The organism is Klebsiella sp. M041 (genome assembly GCF_059759695.1).
In genome coordinates this window covers 273,557-290,436 of record NZ_JCAXWU010000003.1, presented here as the reverse complement: position 1 = coordinate 290,436, position 16,880 = coordinate 273,557, and the positions used below count along the sequence as shown (strand labels likewise).

Here is a 16,880-nt window from a genome sequence, read left to right as displayed (position 1 = left end):
CAGGAAATGTTATGAAACCGACCACCATTGCCCTGCTGCAGAAATGCAAACAGGAAAAGAAGCGCTTTGCCACCATTACCGCCTACGACCATAGCTTCGCGAAGCTGTTCGCCGATGAAGGCATTAATGTGCTGCTGGTGGGCGACTCGCTGGGAATGACGGTGCAGGGTCACGACTCCACCCTGCCGGTCACCGTGGAAGATATCGCCTATCACACCCGCGCCGTCCGCCGCGGCGCGCCGAACAGCCTGCTGCTCGCCGACCTGCCGTTTATGGCCTACGCTACGCCGGAGCAGACCTTCGAAAATGCCGCCATCGTGATGCGCGCTGGCGCCAATATGGTCAAACTCGAAGGCGGCGCCTGGCTGGCCGAGACCGTGAGGATGCTGGCGGAACGCGCGGTGCCGGTTTGCGGCCACCTCGGCCTGACGCCGCAGTCGGTGAACGTATTCGGTGGCTATAAAGTGCAGGGCCGCGGCGATGCGGCGCAGACCCTGTTTGAAGACGCGTTAGCGCTGGAAGCGGCAGGCGCGCAGCTGCTGGTGCTGGAATGCGTGCCGGTCGCCCTGGCGAAACGCATCACCGAAGCCCTGACCATTCCGGTGATCGGCATCGGCGCGGGCAACGTCACCGATGGGCAGATCCTGGTGATGCATGACGCTTTCGGCATTACCGGCGGCCACATTCCGAAATTTGCCAAGAATTTCCTTGCCGAGGCGGGCGACATCCGCGCCGCGGTGCGGCAGTATATTGCCGAAGTCGAATCCGGGGTCTATCCGGGCGAAGAACACAGTTTCCATTAAGGAGTCTTGTTGTGCTGATTATAGAATCCGTGCTGCTGCTGCGTCAGCATATCCGCCGTCTGCGTCAGGAAGGCAAGCGTATCGCGCTGGTCCCGACGATGGGCAACCTGCATGATGGTCATATGAAGCTGGTTGATGAAGCCAAAGCCAGCGCGGACGTGGTGGTGGTCAGTATTTTCGTCAATCCGATGCAGTTTGACCGCGCCGATGACCTGGCGCGCTACCCGCGCACCCTGCAGGATGATTGCGAAAAGCTGAACAAGCGTCATGTCGACTTTGTCTTCGCGCCGACGCCGGCGGAAGTCTACCCGCAGGGCACCGAAGGCCAGACCTACGTCGACGTCCCCGGCCTGTCCACTATGCTGGAAGGCGCCAGCCGTCCGGGCCATTTTCGCGGCGTGTCGACCATCGTCAGTAAGCTGTTCAACCTGGTTCAGCCAGACGTCGCCTGCTTTGGCGAGAAAGACTTCCAGCAGCTGGCGCTGATCCGCAAGATGGTTGCCGACATGGGCTACGATATCGATATTATCGGCGTGCCGATCGTCCGCGCGAAGGATGGCCTGGCGCTGAGCTCGCGTAACGGCTATCTGACCGCCGACCAGCGCAAAATCGCCCCCGGTCTGTATAAAGTGCTGAGCGCGGTGGCGGAAAAACTGGCCGCCGGCGACCGTCAGCTCGACGAGATCATCGCTATCGCCGAGCAGGAACTGAACGAGAAAGGTTTCCGTGCCGACGACATTCAGATCCGCGATGCCGACACCCTGCTTGAGCTGACCGACGCCAGCCAGCGCGCGGTGATCCTGATGGCCGCCTGGCTCGGTCAGGCCCGCCTGATCGACAACCAGATCGTCACGCTCGGTCAGTAGACAGCGGGTAAAAATCGGGCAATACTTGCCCGGGCTTTTCTCAGGGCGGACGTCGTGTCCGCTCTGCTACATTAAGGTTGAAGGGTAGAAGTTATGATGCGTAATATGCTGCAGGGCAAGCTCCACCGCGTAAAAGTGACGCAGGCTGACCTGCACTATGAAGGTTCCTGCGCCATTGACCAGGACTTCCTGGATGCGGCCGGTATTCTGGAGAATGAAACCATTCACCTCTGGAACGTCACCAACGGCAACCGTTTCTCCACCTACGCCATTGCCGCCGAGCGGGGTTCCAGAATCATCTCCGTTAACGGCGCCGCCGCGCACTGCGCCAGCGTCGGCGATATCCTGATCATCGCCAGCTTCGTCACCATGTCTGACGAAGAGGCGCGCCGCTGGCAGCCCAACATCGCCTATTTCGAAGGCGACAACGAAATGAAGCGCCAGGCGAAAGCGATTCCGGTGCAGGTCGCCTGATGACCACGACGCTGCGCTCAGGCGCAGCGCCGAAGTTTACCCCTGCGGCTGGTTACTGATCAGCCGCGACATCGTCTCCAGCGAATCCGTGCGTAAGATATATAACCGCTTTAGCAGAAACGGATTGTCCCCCGGCTTCACCTTCCCACGCACTGTCGTCACCGCCATATGAAACCCGGCGTCATTCGCCGCCTGCACCGCCGTGGCGTTATAGCCGCCGAAGGGATAGGAAAGGTAGAGCACATGTGGATTAAACTGGCTCAGCGCCCGGCGCGAACGGGCAAAATCAAACAGAATATTATGGTAATTGCGGCTGAATAAGATCGGCCGCCGGCCGGCGTCCACCCGGTGCAGGAAGTGGGTATGCGACTGAATGTCAAAGACGTCCTGGATCTGCCGGAGCTCAGAAATGCTCATGAACTGCAGCGATTTCGGATCCCATTGCTGCGGATGACGCTTGATGCGCGAAGAGATAATAAAGGCGGTGGCGTGGAAGCCATACTGTTTCAACACCGGATAGGCGTAGCGGTTTACCGATTTCAAACCGTCATCGAAGGTAATGGCGACTGCCCGCGCCGGAAGGTTAATTTTATTGCGCACGTAGCCTTCCAGCTGATACAGGGTCAGCGTGGTATACCCCTGATCCCGCAGCCAGGTCATCTGGTTATTGAAGGCGCGTACCGAGGTGGTGGTCGAGGTATGGCGGAAACGGGTGTTCTCTTCGTCACGCAGAATATGGTGATAGGTCAGCACGGGGATCCCGTTATCCTCCTGCGCATCCAGACTGCTGACCCACGCCAGCCGATCGCCAATGCGGATCTGAAACCAGGTCTGATTGAGGCGGTCTTTCAGCTTGCTGAGGATCGGATAGCGCAGATTATTGGCCAGCGTGCCGAACGGCGCGCTGCTCACTGAGGGAGCGTCATAGAGCGGTGTATCTTTCCAGGTGAGTAAATTCTGGTTACTCAGCGGCTTATTGAGATCCCCCAGACGGTCCTCCACCCGCTGCTTACCCTGCACTGGCTCCAGATGGCCCTTGTCAATAAACCCGGTGCCGAAGCCGAAGCGAAACTCATAGTAATCAGCCGCCGTCGGGACAACCGCGAGGATCTGCCCGGCACGCACATTGCCCACGCTGACCACATGGTTCCCCACCTGCGCCCAGATCACCGCGTCTTCGGTGGTTTGCATATAGCGCACAGGTTTGCCCTGCTGGCTAAGCAGACTGGCGGAGGCGCTGAGTGAGGTCAGTAAAAGAAGCAGAGTAAAAAATCGGACAAGCATGCGCATCGAACCGGTAAACCATCAACGGCGGTTATTGTAACAAAAGCGGCATCTGTCCCGCTGCTTAATTTCCAAAGGTATCATGACGCAACCGGAACGGGGGGTTCTTCTGCTGCTGATGCCACAGGCTGCTCACCATCGGCCCCCCCGCGCTGACGATAGCCTGGCGAAACGCCTCGCTGCTTAACGTGTCCCGCAGCAGATACATTCCTTCAAGTAATGAATAGCTGACGCCGGAGATCACTTCGCAGTGGGTATGTTTGTGGCTCATCAGCGCCGCGGCCCGATAAGGCGCCGCGCCGGTTCTGTCGGTTAGGAAAATGACCCCGTCCCCGGAGTCGGTGGCATGCAGCGCATCGCACATCATCCGGCTCAACATATTGCTGCTGAGATTGCGCCAGTAATTGACCGCCCGGCACTGGGCCAGCGGACCAAATTTTTGTTCAAGACGATCCAGCATCTCCTGCGCCAGCTCATCATGGCAGGTAATGACCCAACCAAGCATGCTTCCCTCCTTAGCCAGCCAATAATGTAGCAAGGGGAAGATGGCGTATCGGTGATGGGGGTCAAAGATAAGCGGTTAGCGCTTCGCGTATTGACGTCCGGAAGCGCTAACCGTGATGAGTATCAGCTACGCAGGCCGCGACCGCGCTGGATTAACGACCAGCAGAGGAGATAGAAGGCGACGATGAAGACCACCAGCACCGCAAAGGTGGTCACCAGCGGCACATCGTTGATACCGAGGAAGCCGAAGCGGAAGCCGCTGATCATGTAGACGATGGGGTTCAGATGCGACAGCCCCTGCCAGAACGGCGGCAGCAGGGTCAGCGAGTAGAACACCCCGCCGAGATAGGTCAGCGGCGTCAGCACAAAGGTCGGGATCAGGCTGATGTCATCGAAGGTCTTGGCAAACACCGCGTTCAGCAGTCCGGCCAGCGAGAACAGCACCGCGGTGAGGAGCAGCGTCAGGGCGACAAACAGCCAGGAGTGAACCTGGAACGGCACAAAGAACAGCGACACCGCGGTCACCAGGATACCCACGCACAGCCCGCGCGCCACCCCGCCGCCCACGTAGCCGGCGATAATCACGTGCGTCGGCACCGGCGCCACCAGCAGCTCCTCAATGTTGCGCTGAAACTTGGCGCTGAAGAACGACGAGGCGACGTTGGCGTAAGCGTTGGTGATCACCGCCATCATGATCAGGCCCGGCACGATAAACTGCATGTAGGTAAAGCCATGCATCTCGCCGATGCGCGACCCGATCAGGTTACCGAAAATCACGAAGTACAGGGTCATGGTGATCACCGGCGGCACCAGCGTCTGCACCCAGATGCGCATAAAACGGTGGATCTCTTTGGTCCAGATGCTTTTCAGCGCGACCCAATAAAGCTGCATCATGCTGACTCTCCTTTTCGCTCATGCACCAGGGTGACAAACAGCTCTTCCAGACGGTTGGCTTTGTTACGCATACTCAATACCTGCACCCCCTGGGCGCTCAGCTGCGCGAAAACGCTGTTAATCCCCTGCTCGCGCAGGACCTCCACTTCCAGCGTCGAGGTATCGACCAGCTGATACTGGTAGCCCTCGAGCTTCGGCACCGGGCTTTTTGGCGCGAGGTCGAGAATAAAGGTCTCTGATTTCAGCTTCGACAGCAGCGCTTTCATCGAGGTGTTTTCCACCAGCGTACCGTGCTGGATGATGCCGATGTTGCGGCACAGCATTTCGGCCTCTTCCAGATAGTGGGTGGTCAGAATAATGGTGGTTCCGCGATCGTTGAGATCCTTGAGGAAGCCCCACATCGAGCGGCGTAGTTCGATATCGACGCCGGCGGTCGGCTCGTCGAGGATCAGCAGCTTCGGCTCATGCATCAACGCGCGAGCGATCATCAGGCGGCGCTTCATCCCGCCGGAAAGCATCCGCGCGCGTTCGCTGCGTTTTTCCCACAGATCGAGCTGTTTTAAGTACTTTTCGCTGCGGGCGATGGCTTCTTTACGCTCAACGCCGTAGTAGCCCGCCTGGTTAACGACGATCTGCTGCACGGTCTCGAACGGGTTAAAGTTAAACTCCTGCGGCACCAGGCCAAGCTGGCGCTTGGCGTTAACGACGTCTTTCTCCAGATCGTAGCCAAAGACATTGACCTGACCGGAGGTTTTGTTCACCAGCGAGCTGATGATGCCGATCGTCGTGGATTTTCCCGCCCCGTTCGGGCCCAGCAGGGCATAGAAATCCCCCGCTTCAACCTGCAGGTCAATTCCCCGCAGCGCCTGAACCCCGCCGGGGTAGGTTTTTTTGAGCTGTTTTAATTCCAGAGCAATGGTCATTAAATATCTCTTCTCGTGTCATGACACGTCATTAACCCGCCTGACTGACGTTTGCGCTGTACTGCCGCGGCCAGCGCATCTGCAGCCGGAAGTATCACGGGTTAAGATGGTTTTAAAAAAGGTGAGCTTACCCTATATTAGCGCAACGCACTTACTTGGTTACAGGCCGATAACGTCCATGAATGATATAGATACACTCATCAGCAACAATGCACTATGGTCAAAAATGCTGGTGGAAGAGGACCCCGGCTTTTTTGAGAAACTGTCGCAAACGCAGAAACCGCGCTTCCTGTGGATTGGCTGTTCTGACAGCCGCGTTCCCGCTGAGCGACTCACCGGCCTGGAGCCAGGCGAACTGTTTGTGCATCGTAACGTGGCGAATCTGGTGATCCACACCGACCTCAACTGCCTGTCGGTGGTGCAGTATGCCGTCGATGTTCTCGAAGTCGAGCACATTATTATCTGCGGCCACTACGGCTGCGGCGGCGTACAGGCGGCGGTGGAGAACCCGGAGCTGGGGCTCATCGACAACTGGCTGCTGCATATCCGCGATATCTGGTTTAAACACAGCTCGCTGCTGGGGGAAATGCCGGAGGAGCGCCGTCTGGATACCCTTTGTGAACTGAACGTAATGGAGCAGGTGTACAACCTGGGACATTCGACGATTATGCAATCGGCGTGGAAGCGCGGACAGAAGGTGACCATCCACGGCTGGGCATATGGCATTCACGACGGACTGCTGCGCGATCTGGATGTGACCGCCGTGAGCCGGGAAACCCTTGAACAGCGCTATCGCCACGGGATCTCCAACCTCAAGATCAAGCACATCAACCACAAATAGCCTTCAGACTTAGCCACTCTGGCGCGCGCGCCAGAGTGGGATATCCCCTTACTCGTCCAGCAGGGTGACTTTGCCGATATACGGCAGATGGCGGTAGCGCTGAGCGTAGTCGATACCGTAGCCCACCACGAACTCGTCCGGAATGGCGAAACCGACGAACTCAACCGGGACATTCACTTCACGGCGGCTTGGTTTATCCAGCAGCGTACAAATGGCCAGCGACTTCGGCTCGCGCAAGCTGAGGATCTCACGCACTTTAGACAGGGTATTGCCGGAGTCGATGATATCTTCCACGATCAGAACGTCTTTACCACGGATGTCTTCGTCCAGATCTTTGAGGATTTTCACATCACGGGTAGTGGACATGCCGCTGCCGTAGCTCGAGGCGGTCATAAAATCGACTTCATGCGGCACCTGCACTTCACGGCACAGGTCGGCCATGAACATAAACGAGCCGCGCAGCAGCCCCACCAGCACCATTTCGCTGCCGCTGTCCTGATAATGTTCGTTGATTTGACGACCCAGTTCCGCGATGCGCGCTTTGATCTCGGATTCCGGGATCATCACTTCTACAGTATGTTTCATAAGACTAACCATTTGATTCTAAATATAAATCATCAAAGCCGCTGCTTTCGCCCCGACGATGACCGGCAAGCCATCCAGTATACCAGCAAAAAGAAATCTGCGGTGCAGGGATTAATAAAGCCATATTTGTGATTCCGATCACACTTGTTAAATCCTATAATTAATTGCAGTTAAAAAATTAACAAACACATGAGTAACTTTCTATGGCTGAAACAAAGTCTCAACAATCAAGGCTCCTGGTGACGCTGACTGCGCTATTTGCAGCGTTCTGCGGCCTCTATCTTTTAATCGGCGGAGCATGGCTGGTCGTGCTTGGCGGCTCCTGGTACTACCCCGTCGCCGGTCTGGTGATGCTGGGCGTGACCGTGATGCTGTTCCGCGGCAAGCGCGCTGCGCTGTGGCTGTACGCCGCGCTGCTGCTGGCGACCATGATCTGGGGCGTCTGGGAAGTCGGCTTCGACTTCTGGGCGCTGACGCCGCGTAGCGATATCCTCGTCTTCTTTGGTATCTGGCTGATCCTGCCCTTTGTCTGGCGTCGTCTGCCGGTGCCTTCCGCTGGCGCCGTAGGCGCGCTGGTCGTCGCCTTGCTGATCAGCGGCGGCATGCTGACCTGGGCCGGTTTTAACGACCCGCAGGAGATCAACGGCACTCTGAGCGCCGACGCCACCCCGGCGGCGCCGATCTCCAACGTTGCTGACGGCGACTGGCCGGCCTATGGCCGCAACCAGGAAGGCCAGCGCTTCTCCCCGCTGAAGCAGATTAACGCCGACAACGTGAAGAACCTGAAGGAAGCCTGGGTGTTCCGCACCGGCGACCTGAAACAGCCGAACGATCCGGGTGAAATCACTAACGAAGTGACGCCGATTAAAGTCGGCGACACGCTCTTCCTGTGTACCGCCCACCAGCGTCTGTTCGCGCTTGACGCCGCCTCCGGTAAAGAGAAGTGGCATTTTGACCCGCAGCTGAACGCCGACCCGTCGTTCCAGCACGTCACCTGCCGCGGTGTCTCGTATCACGAAGCGAAAGCGGATAACGCCCCTGCCGACGTCGTCGCCGACTGTCCGCGCCGCATTATCCTGCCGGTGAACGATGGTCGCCTGTTCGCAGTGAACGCCGACAACGGTAAGCTGTGCGAAACCTTTGCCAACAAAGGTATTCTCAACCTGCAGACCAACATGCCGGTGACCACGCCGGGCATGTATGAACCCACTTCCCCGCCGATTATCACCGATAAGACCATCGTGATTGCCGGCGCAGTTACCGATAACTTCTCTACCCGCGAGCCGTCAGGCGTGATCCGCGGCTTTGATGTGAATACCGGGAAACTGCTGTGGGCCTTCGATCCGGGCGCGAAAGATCCGAACGCCATCCCAAGCGATGAGCATCACTTCACGCTCAACTCACCCAACTCCTGGGCGCCTGCCGCCTACGACGCCAAACTGGATCTGGTCTATCTGCCGATGGGCGTGACCACTCCGGATATCTGGGGCGGTAACCGCACGCCTGAGCAAGAGCGCTATGCCAGCTCGATTGTCGCGCTGAACGCCACCACCGGTAAGCTGGCCTGGAGCTACCAGACCGTCCACCACGACCTGTGGGATATGGACATGCCTTCCCAGCCGACGCTGGCTGACATTGAAGTCAATGGCAAAACCGTGCCGGTCGTCTATGCTCCGGCGAAAACCGGCAACATCTTCGTGCTGGATCGCCGTAACGGCGAGCTGGTGGTCCCGGCCCCGGAAAAACCGGTTCCGCAGGGCGCCGCCAAAGGCGATTACGTCGCCAAAACCCAGCCGTTCTCCGATCTGAGCTTCCGTCCGAAGAAAGATCTGACCGGGGCGGACATGTGGGGCGCCACCATGTTCGACCAGCTGGTGTGCCGCGTGATTTTCCATCAGATGCGCTATGAGGGTATCTTCACCCCGCCATCTGAGCAGGGCACCCTCGTCTTCCCGGGTAACCTGGGGATGTTTGAATGGGGCGGTATCTCCGTCGATCCGAACCGTCAGGTGGCTATCGCCAACCCGATGGCGCTGCCGTTCGTCTCTAAACTGATCCCACGCGGCCCGGGCAACCCAATGGAGCCGCCGAAAGATGCGAAAGGCTCAGGCACCGAGTCCGGCGTGCAGCCGCAGTACGGCGTCCCGTACGGCGTCACCCTGAACCCGTTCCTGTCGCCGTTCGGTCTGCCGTGCAAACAGCCGGCCTGGGGCTATATCTCCGCGCTGGATCTGAAAACTAACGAAGTGGTATGGAAAAAACGTATCGGTACCCCGCAGGACAGCCTGCCGTTCCCGATGCCGGTTAAACTCCCATTCACCATGGGTATGCCGATGCTGGGCGGTCCGATCTCCACGGCGGGCAACGTTCTGTTCATCGGCGCGACCGCGGATAACTACCTGCGCGCGTACAATATGAGCAATGGTGAGAAGCTGTGGGAAGCCCGTCTGCCAGCCGGCGGTCAGGCCACCCCGATGACCTACGAAGTGAATGGCAAACAGTATGTTGTCATCTCTGCCGGCGGTCACGGCTCGTTCGGTACCAAAATGGGCGATTATATCGTCGCCTATGCGCTCCCGGATGAGGCGAAATAAAACGCAAAACGGCAACGAAAGTTGCCGTTTTTTTTGTCTTTATCCCCTCTCCCACGCGCCAGGGCTATACCGCCCTAAACCGTGAACCCCAACATCATCCCGGTGTCTTCATGTTCCAGCAGGTGGCAGTGGGCCATATAGGCAAACTCCTTCGGCGCCGGATGATCAAACTTCACTAATACTTCACTCACGTCCCCTTCCACACGCACGGTGTCTTTCCAGCCGCGACGATGCGCCGCTGGCGGCTTGCCGTTTTCGCTCAGGATGCGGAACTGGGTGCCGTGGATATGGAACGGATGCAGCATCATGTCGCCCTTACCCGAAATCACCCAGCGCTCATACTGGCCTCTGGCGGCGGCGAACATCGGCACATTCATGTCGAAGGCTTTGCCGTTGATGCGGTTGGCGTTATGGAAATCAAATCCCTTGCCCGACGACATGCCATGATCCATGCCGGACCCGTGGTTCATGTTGCTCATGTCGCCATGGTGCATATTCCCCATGTCGCCCATCCCGCCGTGCCCCATCATGCCGTGATCCATTCCGGCCATCGCCTGATCGCCATATTTCTCCATCAGCGCCTGCATGCCCATCCTGTCGAGCATCGGATCCATCGACAGCTGGAGCTGACGCTGCGTCAGCCCCGTCAGAGAAGGTAGCGCCGGCATAGCGGCCAGGGTATCCAGCAGCTTACCGGAGGCAGGAATGACCAGCGGCTGGACGCGCAGTACCGGCTGTGGTTTATCAAAAGGCGCAATGGCCATGCCCATCTGGCTCACCGGCAGGGTCACCAGATCAAAAGGTTTGCCGTCGCTGGTGTCCACCAGCACCTCAAAACGCTCCCCCATCAAGACCGGCAATTCATTGACCTTCACCGGCTCTGCCAGCAGACCGCCGTCGCTGGCCACCACGTACAGCGGGCGCTTATCGCTGGTCGCAAAATTGAGGGAACGGGCATTACAGCCGTTCAGCAAGCGCAGACGTAGCCAGCCTCGCGGGGCGGCATGTTCAGGATAGAGAGCGCCATTGGTCAGCAGCGTATCGCCAAACCAGCCGACGGCAGCGCTCATCACATCCAGCTGATAATCAATTTCGCCAGCGGCGGTAAACTTCTTGTCCTGAACAATCACCGGTACATCATCGATTCCCCACTGCTTCGGCAACAGCAGGCGTCCGCTCTCTTCATCCTCGATCAGCACCAGCCCCGCCAGCCCCATCGCCACCTGCCGACCGGTGGTCCCGTGCTGATGCGGGTGAAACCAGCAGGTGGCCGCCCGCTGCGTTGGCGTGAAGCTCACCGTCCGAGTGGCGCCCGGGGCGATGACCCCCTGCGGTCCTCCGTCGACCTCGCCGGGTACCTCCAGACCATGCCAGTGCAGCGTCGTCTCCTCTGCCAGCTGGTTGGTAATGTCCACCGTGATAGCCTTCCCCTGCGTCAGCTGCAGCGCGGGACCCAGTAGCGAACCGTTATACCCCCAGGTGGTGGCGTTCAAAGCGCCAAACTGCGTTTTGCCCGCCTGGATGGTCAGCGCGATACGGTTGCGCGCATCAGCCGTCAACAGCGGCGGTACCGGCAGGGCCGGGCGACTGGCCGCAAAGACCGCACGGCTCCAAAGCGGTAACGCGCTGGCCATGCTGACCGCAGCGGTCAGTTTGAGGAAGTCTCGACGTTGCATATTCACATCCTTTTATTCTGCGGGCGAATATTTGAGCTTAAACCCTACCGTAACGGGAAGGTCAAGCAGAAGAGTAAGAATAAAGATCGGCGCTGTGTAAAGAAGTATGCTAATTTGAAGCGTCGGTGATCTAACGGTAGAAAAAATGAAGACGCTTTTCAGAACAATGGTACTCGGCAGCCTGCTTACTCTCTCCGCCAACAGCTACGCGCTCAGCGAATCAGAAGCGGAAGACATGGCTGATTTAACCGCGGTTTTTGTGTTTCTGAAAAACGACTGTGGCTACCAGAACCTGCCCAACACGCAGATCCGTCGCGCCCTGGTGTTCTTTGCTCAGCAGAACCAATGGGATCTGAGCAACTACGACAGCTACAACATGAAAGCCCTTGGCGAAGACAGCTATCGCGATCTCAGCGGCATTAACCTTCCGACGGCAAAAAAATGTAAAGCGCTGGCCCGCGATTCACTTAGCCTGCTGGCTTACGTCAAATAATTTCCCGCGCGGGCGGCAACGCGCCGCGCTTTTCCCCGACTCACCCGCCTTTAGTATTTACCATTATTATTTTATACAAAATAAATTTTATCTACCTCGCAATATATCAAGCCAATAAATAAATTAAACCCGTACTAACAGCCCTGCCAGATAAAAACAATAAAATATCCCAGATGATATATTGCAAAATAAAAAGCAGCCTTTTAGAATCCGTTGAAAATATATCTACTTCATGGACTGAAATTGTGAATATCTCGCTGACTCTTCGTATTATTCCACTTGCCGCTATGTTATTAGCCGGCTGTAGCAATACCGCCCCTCGCCAGCAGGTAAAACCGCTCACCACCCCGCTAACGTCGCAGCAGCAGGCAGAGCAGGAGCGAGCGGCCAGCGAACAAGCGCGCATTGAATCCTGCCGACAGGCGCTGGACTCGCTAAAAGAGGTTAACCCACAGCAGGCAACCAAACTCAGCAATGACTTCAATGCCTTAGTGCGTGCGGCGTCACAATATAACAGCGTGCGCGAGAAAGTGGCGGATCCCACCCGGCTTGGCATTGACTCCATGTATCAGTTTAAATCCATCAAATTGTGCGCCGATATTCAGAAAACGCTAATCGATAGCCTGGTACAGCGGGGTGAAAGCAAGCAGCCATGAACAGAGCCGCCACGCTGACCCTCAACGCGCCCCTGCTGATGCTCGTCGCGGCGCTGGCGCTTTCAACACCTTTCTTCGCCGGCGCCGCGCCGGCGTTTCTTGACTACGCCCAGCAGCAAACCCAGGCGCATGAAAAAAGCGATGCTGCAACCGCAAAGCAAACGTCAGGCGATCGTCAACCTGCAGATAATAAAAAAAAGACGCCCAATACCGCACAATTGCAAAAAAGAATCGTCAACCAGCAGGCGACGATTGAGCAAAAAAATAAAACTATTCAGCAATTAAAAAAACAGCTTGCTAACACTCCGGCCACAGAAACCTCCATCGCGAATGAGCATGCGGCCTTAAATAACAAAATAAAAGAATTACAGATCGCCTTAACCGCCGCCACCGCGAAAAATGAGGCGTTAATTAAAAAAGAAGGCGCAGTCCAGAATACGACTCTGCAGCAAAGTCAGGCCGCCGCGCTGAAGCAGATCCAACAATTAACGTTACAGCTTCAGCAAGCCGCAGCTGAAAATAAACGGCTCAGCGCCAGCCTCACCGCTCTGAATACAGATAAGCAGACGCTGGCTAACCGGCTCGCCGCGGCAGAGAAGGCGCAGCAGACCACCCTCGACCAGGTCAAAACCCTTAACGCCGACAAACAGCCGTTGGTCAACCGGCTGGCGGCGACGGAAAAAGAGAAGCAGACCGCCCTCGACCAGGTCAAAACCCTTAACGCCGATAAGCAGTCTCTGGCTAACCGGCTGGCGGCGGCGGAAAAAGAGAAGCAGGCTGCTCTCGACCAGGTCAAAACTCTTAACGCTGATAAACAGCCGCTGGTCAACCGGCTGACGGCGGCCGAAAAAGAGAAACAGGCCGCCCTCGACCAGGTCAAAGCACTTAACGCCGACAAACAGCCGCTGGTCAACCGGCTGGCGGCGGCGGAAAAAGAGAAGCAGACCGCCCTCGACCAGATCAAAACCCTTAACGCCGATAAGCAGTCGCTGGCTAACCGGCTCGCCGCGGCGGAGAAAGCGCCATCGAGCCGCGCCGATGCCGCCGTGGCGGCAAAAGATGAGCCCCCCGAGATGGCGGCCATAGTGGCGGCCTATCGCCTGCAGGCGGACAAAGATAACGCCCAGCTGCGGATGAAAGAGGATGAAATCCAGCTGCTGCGGACGCAGCTGACGGTCACGCCGAGAAATACCACCGGCAAAACCGCCGCCAAACTCAGCGCGCCAGGTGAACAGCAGGCTTACGCCATCGGCGCCTCGATGGGTACAGAGGCGCTTAACGTCCTCACGACTCGTCGCACTCAGGGAGTTAACGTCGACGCTGGCCTGGTGCTGCAGGGCATCGAAGATGCTTTCAGCGGCCAGCTTCGCCTCGGCGAACAGGCGCGTAATAAAGCGCTGTTTGACATTTCACAGCAGGTTTTCCAGAACCTGAATAAAATCGAGCAGAAAAACATCAGCGCCGGTCAGAAATACCAGCAGGCGTTTGCGCGCAAAAAAGGTGTGGTCTTCAAAGAGGGCGTCTACAGCCGTATCGATTACCCGGGTAAAGGAAAGATTAGCGGCAACGATCTGGTGACCGTGGTGATCAAAGAGATGCTGACGGACGGAACGGTGATCAATGATATGGAGACGAAAGATCAGGCGCTTACCCAGAAACTGGATGCCTATCCCCCGGTATTTCGCGGGCCGCTGAAGCGCCTGCAGAACCACGGCTCCGTGACGCTGGTCGTCCCGCCCGACAAAGCCTATGGCAGTAAAGGGTTGCCACCGAAGATCCCCCCAGGCGCCACCATGGTCTATTCCGTGCGGATAGTGGATAGCCAACCCGCGCCGGCAAAATAGCCCTGTCTCCCCACCGCCCTCTCCGGGCGGTGCTGTTATTCCTGCCGAATTGCTGCAATAACCGCCGTGCATCCTCATCTATAGTTGTCTATGATGTTGCACTCGTTTTACGAGTGTAACAGATGTTAACGAAGGAGGAGCCTCACCGTGGCCGATAATCCACTGTGGCATGAAACGCTGCATGACCATTTTGGTCAGTACTTTAGCGTTGATAACGTGCTGTACCACGAAAAAACCGATCATCAGGATCTGATCATCTTTGACAACCACGCCTTTGGCCGGGTGATGGCGCTGGATGGCGTCGTGCAAACCACCGAACGCGATGAGTTTATCTATCACGAAATGATGACCCACGTGCCGCTGCTGGCTCACGGCAACGCCAAGCATGTCCTGATCATCGGCGGCGGCGATGGCGCGATGCTGCGCGAAGTCTCTCGTCATCGCAGCATCGAAAGCATCACCATGGTGGAAATCGACGCCGGGGTGGTCTCATTCTGCCGCCAGTACCTGCCCAACCATAGCGCCGGCGCCTATGACGATCCGCGCTTTACGCTGGTGATTGATGACGGCGTCAATTTTGTTAACCAGACGACGCAAACGTTTGATGTGATCATTTCAGACTGTACCGACCCTATTGGCCCGGGGGAAAGCCTCTTCACCTCGGCTTTTTATGAAGGCTGCAAACGCTGCCTGAATCCGGGAGGGATTTTCGTTGCGCAGAACGGCGTCTGCTTCCTGCAGCAGGATGAAGCGGTCGGCAGCCATCGCAAACTGAGCCACTATTTTCGCGACGTCAGCTTCTACCAGGCGGCGATTCCGACCTATTACGGCGGGATAATGACCTTTGCCTGGGCGAGCGACAACGAGGCGCTGCGCCATCTTTCCAGCGAAATCATTCAGGCGCGCTTTCACAAAGCCAACCTGACCTGCCGTTACTACAATCCGGCAATCCATACGGCGGCCTTCGCCTTACCACAATATCTGCATGATGCTCTGTCCGCACCGTGAAGCGAAATAAGGGGGTGAACTAAATTGAAAAAATTGAAGCTGCACGGCTTTAACAACCTGACCAAAAGCCTGAGTTTTTGTATCTACGATATCTGTTACGCCAAAACGGCAGAAGAGCGCGACGGCTACATCGCCTATATCGACGAACTTTATAATGCCAATCGCCTGACAGAGATCCTGAGCGAAACCTGCTCTATTATTGGCGCTAATATCCTGAATATCGCCCGCCAGGATTATGAACCCCAGGGCGCCAGCGTGACCATTCTGGTAAGCGAAGAGCCCGTCGACCCGCGGCTTATCGACCAGACCGAACACCCCGGCCCGCTGCCTGAAACCGTGGTCGCCCATCTCGATAAAAGCCATATCTGCGTGCATACCTATCCGGAGAGCCACCCGGAAGGCGGCCTGTGCACCTTCCGCGCCGATATCGAAGTCTCTACCTGCGGGGTTATTTCACCGCTCAAAGCGCTGAACTATCTGATCCACCAGCTGGAATCGGACATTGTGACCATTGACTACCGCGTGCGCGGCTTTACCCGCGACATCAATGGGATGAAGCATTTTATCGATCATGAAATCAACTCAATTCAGAACTTTATGTCTGACGATATGAAGTCGCTGTATGACATGGTCGACGTCAACGTTTATCAGGAAAATATCTTCCATACCAAAATGTTGCTTAAGGAGTTCGACCTTAAGCACTACATGTTCCATACCCGACCGGAAGAGTTGACCGCTGAAGAGCGCAAGGTCATTACCGACCTGCTGTGGAAAGAGATGCGCGAGATTTACTACGGCCGCAATATTCCTGCCGTGTAATGCCTCAAATGCCCGGCGGCGCTTTTGCTTGCCGGGCCTGGGTTCTGCGCCGGCAGGTAGCGGGGGAAAGGTACTCGTCGCGACCGGAGATGTGCCCTGCGCACGCGACGCTTAGCCGGGCTACGGTTTTCCGCAGCCCGGCGCAAAACGAGTCATCAACGCTGCTGCATAAACTCACGATAGGCGGCAACCACCTGCAGGAAATCCTCAACACCGCACAGAGAGAGGCTTTCTTCGTCGTAGTAGCTCATCCCCTCCTCGATTTCGTCGCCGGAAAATTCCAGCTGATTGGCGCGGATCATCACCTCTTCGCCATCCAGCCACAGCGTATATTCATGTCCGGCACGCTGCCAGGAACGTTCACTGCCTTTCACGGTGCGCGCAGCCTGCTCCACTTCGTCAAGCAGAGCAAGATTGTCTTTCACCTCCTCGTTGAACCAGTGGCCAATCGCCTCGTGATCCATCGACATTCGCACCTTTACCACTCCGGTAATATCGCGCAGAAATTCGTAGTCCATCGTCTTTTCCTCTGCAAGGGCAATGCGTCACCGCTGCACTGTACCCATGGAGTAATTATCGCAGCAGACCGAAAGAAAAAAAGCGTAACAGGCAGGAG

Annotated in this window: 18 protein-coding genes and 1 pseudogene; 11 read left to right on the top strand and 8 right to left on the bottom strand. The window is 57.0% G+C overall.

The features are described 5' to 3' along the window. The first annotated feature begins 11 nt into the window (after window positions 1–11). The 3 genes from panB to panD all read left to right on the top strand — a co-directional run bounded on the left by panB (window position 12) and on the right by panD (window position 2,143). Window positions 12–803 carry a 3-methyl-2-oxobutanoate hydroxymethyltransferase gene (panB, locus tag AC6CWS_RS05215; protein WP_023292010.1) on the top strand — a complete coding sequence of 264 codons (792 nt, stop codon included), beginning with the start codon at window positions 12–14 and terminating at the stop codon, window positions 801–803. An 11-nt stretch (window positions 804–814) separates the two neighbouring features. Continuing rightward, window positions 815–1,669, top strand: a complete 855-nt coding sequence (panC, locus tag AC6CWS_RS05210; RefSeq protein ID WP_004204399.1) for a pantoate--beta-alanine ligase — start codon at window positions 815–817, stop codon at window positions 1,667–1,669. 93 nt (window positions 1,670–1,762) lie between these two features. Beyond that, window positions 1,763–2,143, top strand: a complete 381-nt coding sequence (panD, locus tag AC6CWS_RS05205; RefSeq protein ID WP_004204397.1) for an aspartate 1-decarboxylase — start codon at window positions 1,763–1,765, stop codon at window positions 2,141–2,143. Between the two features lie 36 nt (window positions 2,144–2,179). On the opposite strand, the gene AC6CWS_RS05200 is transcribed toward panD, so the two are convergent. From AC6CWS_RS05200 to AC6CWS_RS05185, 4 genes are all read right to left on the bottom strand, one after another. Next, window positions 2,180–3,433 carry a polysaccharide deacetylase family protein gene (locus AC6CWS_RS05200; RefSeq protein ID WP_023292008.1) on the bottom strand — a complete coding sequence of 418 codons (1,254 nt, stop codon included), beginning with the start codon at window positions 3,431–3,433 and terminating at the stop codon, window positions 2,180–2,182. 58 nt (window positions 3,434–3,491) lie between these two features. Further along, a complete protein-coding gene (locus tag AC6CWS_RS05195) occupies window positions 3,492–3,932 on the bottom strand; it encodes a PTS sugar transporter subunit IIA (RefSeq protein WP_065882749.1) in 441 nt (146 codons plus the stop codon). Between the two features lie 122 nt (window positions 3,933–4,054). Next, window positions 4,055–4,825: an ABC transporter permease gene (locus AC6CWS_RS05190; RefSeq protein WP_004204389.1), complete on the bottom strand. Its 771-nt coding sequence runs from the start codon at window positions 4,823–4,825 to the stop codon at window positions 4,055–4,057. Further along, the gene (locus AC6CWS_RS05185) at window positions 4,822–5,748 is read right to left on the bottom strand and encodes an ABC transporter ATP-binding protein (protein WP_004204387.1); all 927 of its coding nucleotides are present in this window, start codon (window positions 5,746–5,748) and stop codon (window positions 4,822–4,824) included. Before AC6CWS_RS05185 ends, AC6CWS_RS05190 begins: the two co-directional genes overlap by 4 nt. A gap of 178 nt (window positions 5,749–5,926) precedes the next feature. Between AC6CWS_RS05185 and can the strand changes: the two genes are divergently transcribed. Further along, window positions 5,927–6,589 carry a carbonate dehydratase gene (can, locus tag AC6CWS_RS05180; RefSeq protein ID WP_004204385.1) on the top strand — a complete coding sequence of 221 codons (663 nt, stop codon included), beginning with the start codon at window positions 5,927–5,929 and terminating at the stop codon, window positions 6,587–6,589. A 48-nt stretch (window positions 6,590–6,637) separates the two neighbouring features. On the opposite strand, the gene hpt is transcribed toward can, so the two are convergent. Both hpt and AC6CWS_RS05170 read right to left on the bottom strand, forming a co-directional pair. Then, window positions 6,638–7,174, bottom strand: a complete 537-nt coding sequence (gene hpt / locus AC6CWS_RS05175) for a hypoxanthine phosphoribosyltransferase (RefSeq protein WP_004204384.1) — start codon at window positions 7,172–7,174, stop codon at window positions 6,638–6,640. Window positions 7,175–7,178: 4 nt separating this feature from the next. Further along, window positions 7,179–7,298 carry a hypothetical protein gene (locus AC6CWS_RS05170; RefSeq protein WP_032426021.1) on the bottom strand — a complete coding sequence of 40 codons (120 nt, stop codon included), beginning with the start codon at window positions 7,296–7,298 and terminating at the stop codon, window positions 7,179–7,181. A gap of 79 nt (window positions 7,299–7,377) precedes the next feature. Between AC6CWS_RS05170 and AC6CWS_RS05165 the strand changes: the two genes are divergently transcribed. Then, window positions 7,378–9,768 (top strand): glucose/quinate/shikimate family membrane-bound PQQ-dependent dehydrogenase, encoded by a 2,391-nt coding sequence (locus AC6CWS_RS05165; protein ID WP_032455031.1) that lies wholly within the window; start codon window positions 7,378–7,380, stop codon window positions 9,766–9,768. Window positions 9,769–9,842: 74 nt separating this feature from the next. On the opposite strand, the gene cueO is transcribed toward AC6CWS_RS05165, so the two are convergent. Further along, window positions 9,843–11,444: a multicopper oxidase CueO gene (cueO, locus tag AC6CWS_RS05160; RefSeq protein ID WP_043521999.1), complete on the bottom strand. Its 1,602-nt coding sequence runs from the start codon at window positions 11,442–11,444 to the stop codon at window positions 9,843–9,845. 145 nt (window positions 11,445–11,589) lie between these two features. Here cueO and AC6CWS_RS05155 point away from each other — a divergent pair, with 145 nt between their 5' ends. From AC6CWS_RS05155 to speD, 6 genes and pseudogenes are all read left to right on the top strand, one after another. Further along, entirely contained in the window at window positions 11,590–11,937 is a 348-nt protein-coding gene (locus tag AC6CWS_RS05155) for a YacC family pilotin-like protein (protein ID WP_004204381.1), read from the top strand. 245 nt (window positions 11,938–12,182) lie between these two features. Continuing rightward, window positions 12,183–12,593: a YuaE family lipoprotein gene (locus AC6CWS_RS05150; RefSeq protein ID WP_023292003.1), complete on the top strand. Its 411-nt coding sequence runs from the start codon at window positions 12,183–12,185 to the stop codon at window positions 12,591–12,593. 737 nt (window positions 12,594–13,330) lie between these two features. Next, a pseudogene (locus AC6CWS_RS05145) lies at window positions 13,331–13,573 on the top strand (peptidylprolyl isomerase); the annotation flags it as partial. A gap of 93 nt (window positions 13,574–13,666) precedes the next feature. Beyond that, entirely contained in the window at window positions 13,667–14,437 is a 771-nt protein-coding gene (locus AC6CWS_RS05140) for an FKBP-type peptidyl-prolyl cis-trans isomerase N-terminal domain-containing protein (protein WP_498256389.1), read from the top strand. A gap of 147 nt (window positions 14,438–14,584) precedes the next feature. After that, complete coding sequence (gene speE, locus AC6CWS_RS05135) at window positions 14,585–15,445, top strand: polyamine aminopropyltransferase (RefSeq protein ID WP_065882751.1); 861 nt, start codon at window positions 14,585–14,587, stop codon at window positions 15,443–15,445. Window positions 15,446–15,469: 24 nt separating this feature from the next. Continuing rightward, on the top strand, window positions 15,470–16,264 hold the full coding sequence (gene speD, locus AC6CWS_RS05130) for an adenosylmethionine decarboxylase (RefSeq protein ID WP_004204375.1): 795 nt from the start codon (window positions 15,470–15,472) through the stop codon (window positions 16,262–16,264). Between the two features lie 155 nt (window positions 16,265–16,419). Here the strand turns inward: speD and yacL are convergent, their stop codons facing one another. After that, entirely contained in the window at window positions 16,420–16,782 is a 363-nt protein-coding gene (gene yacL, locus AC6CWS_RS05125) for a protein YacL (protein WP_004204373.1), read from the bottom strand. Window positions 16,783–16,880: the final 98 nt, after the last annotated feature.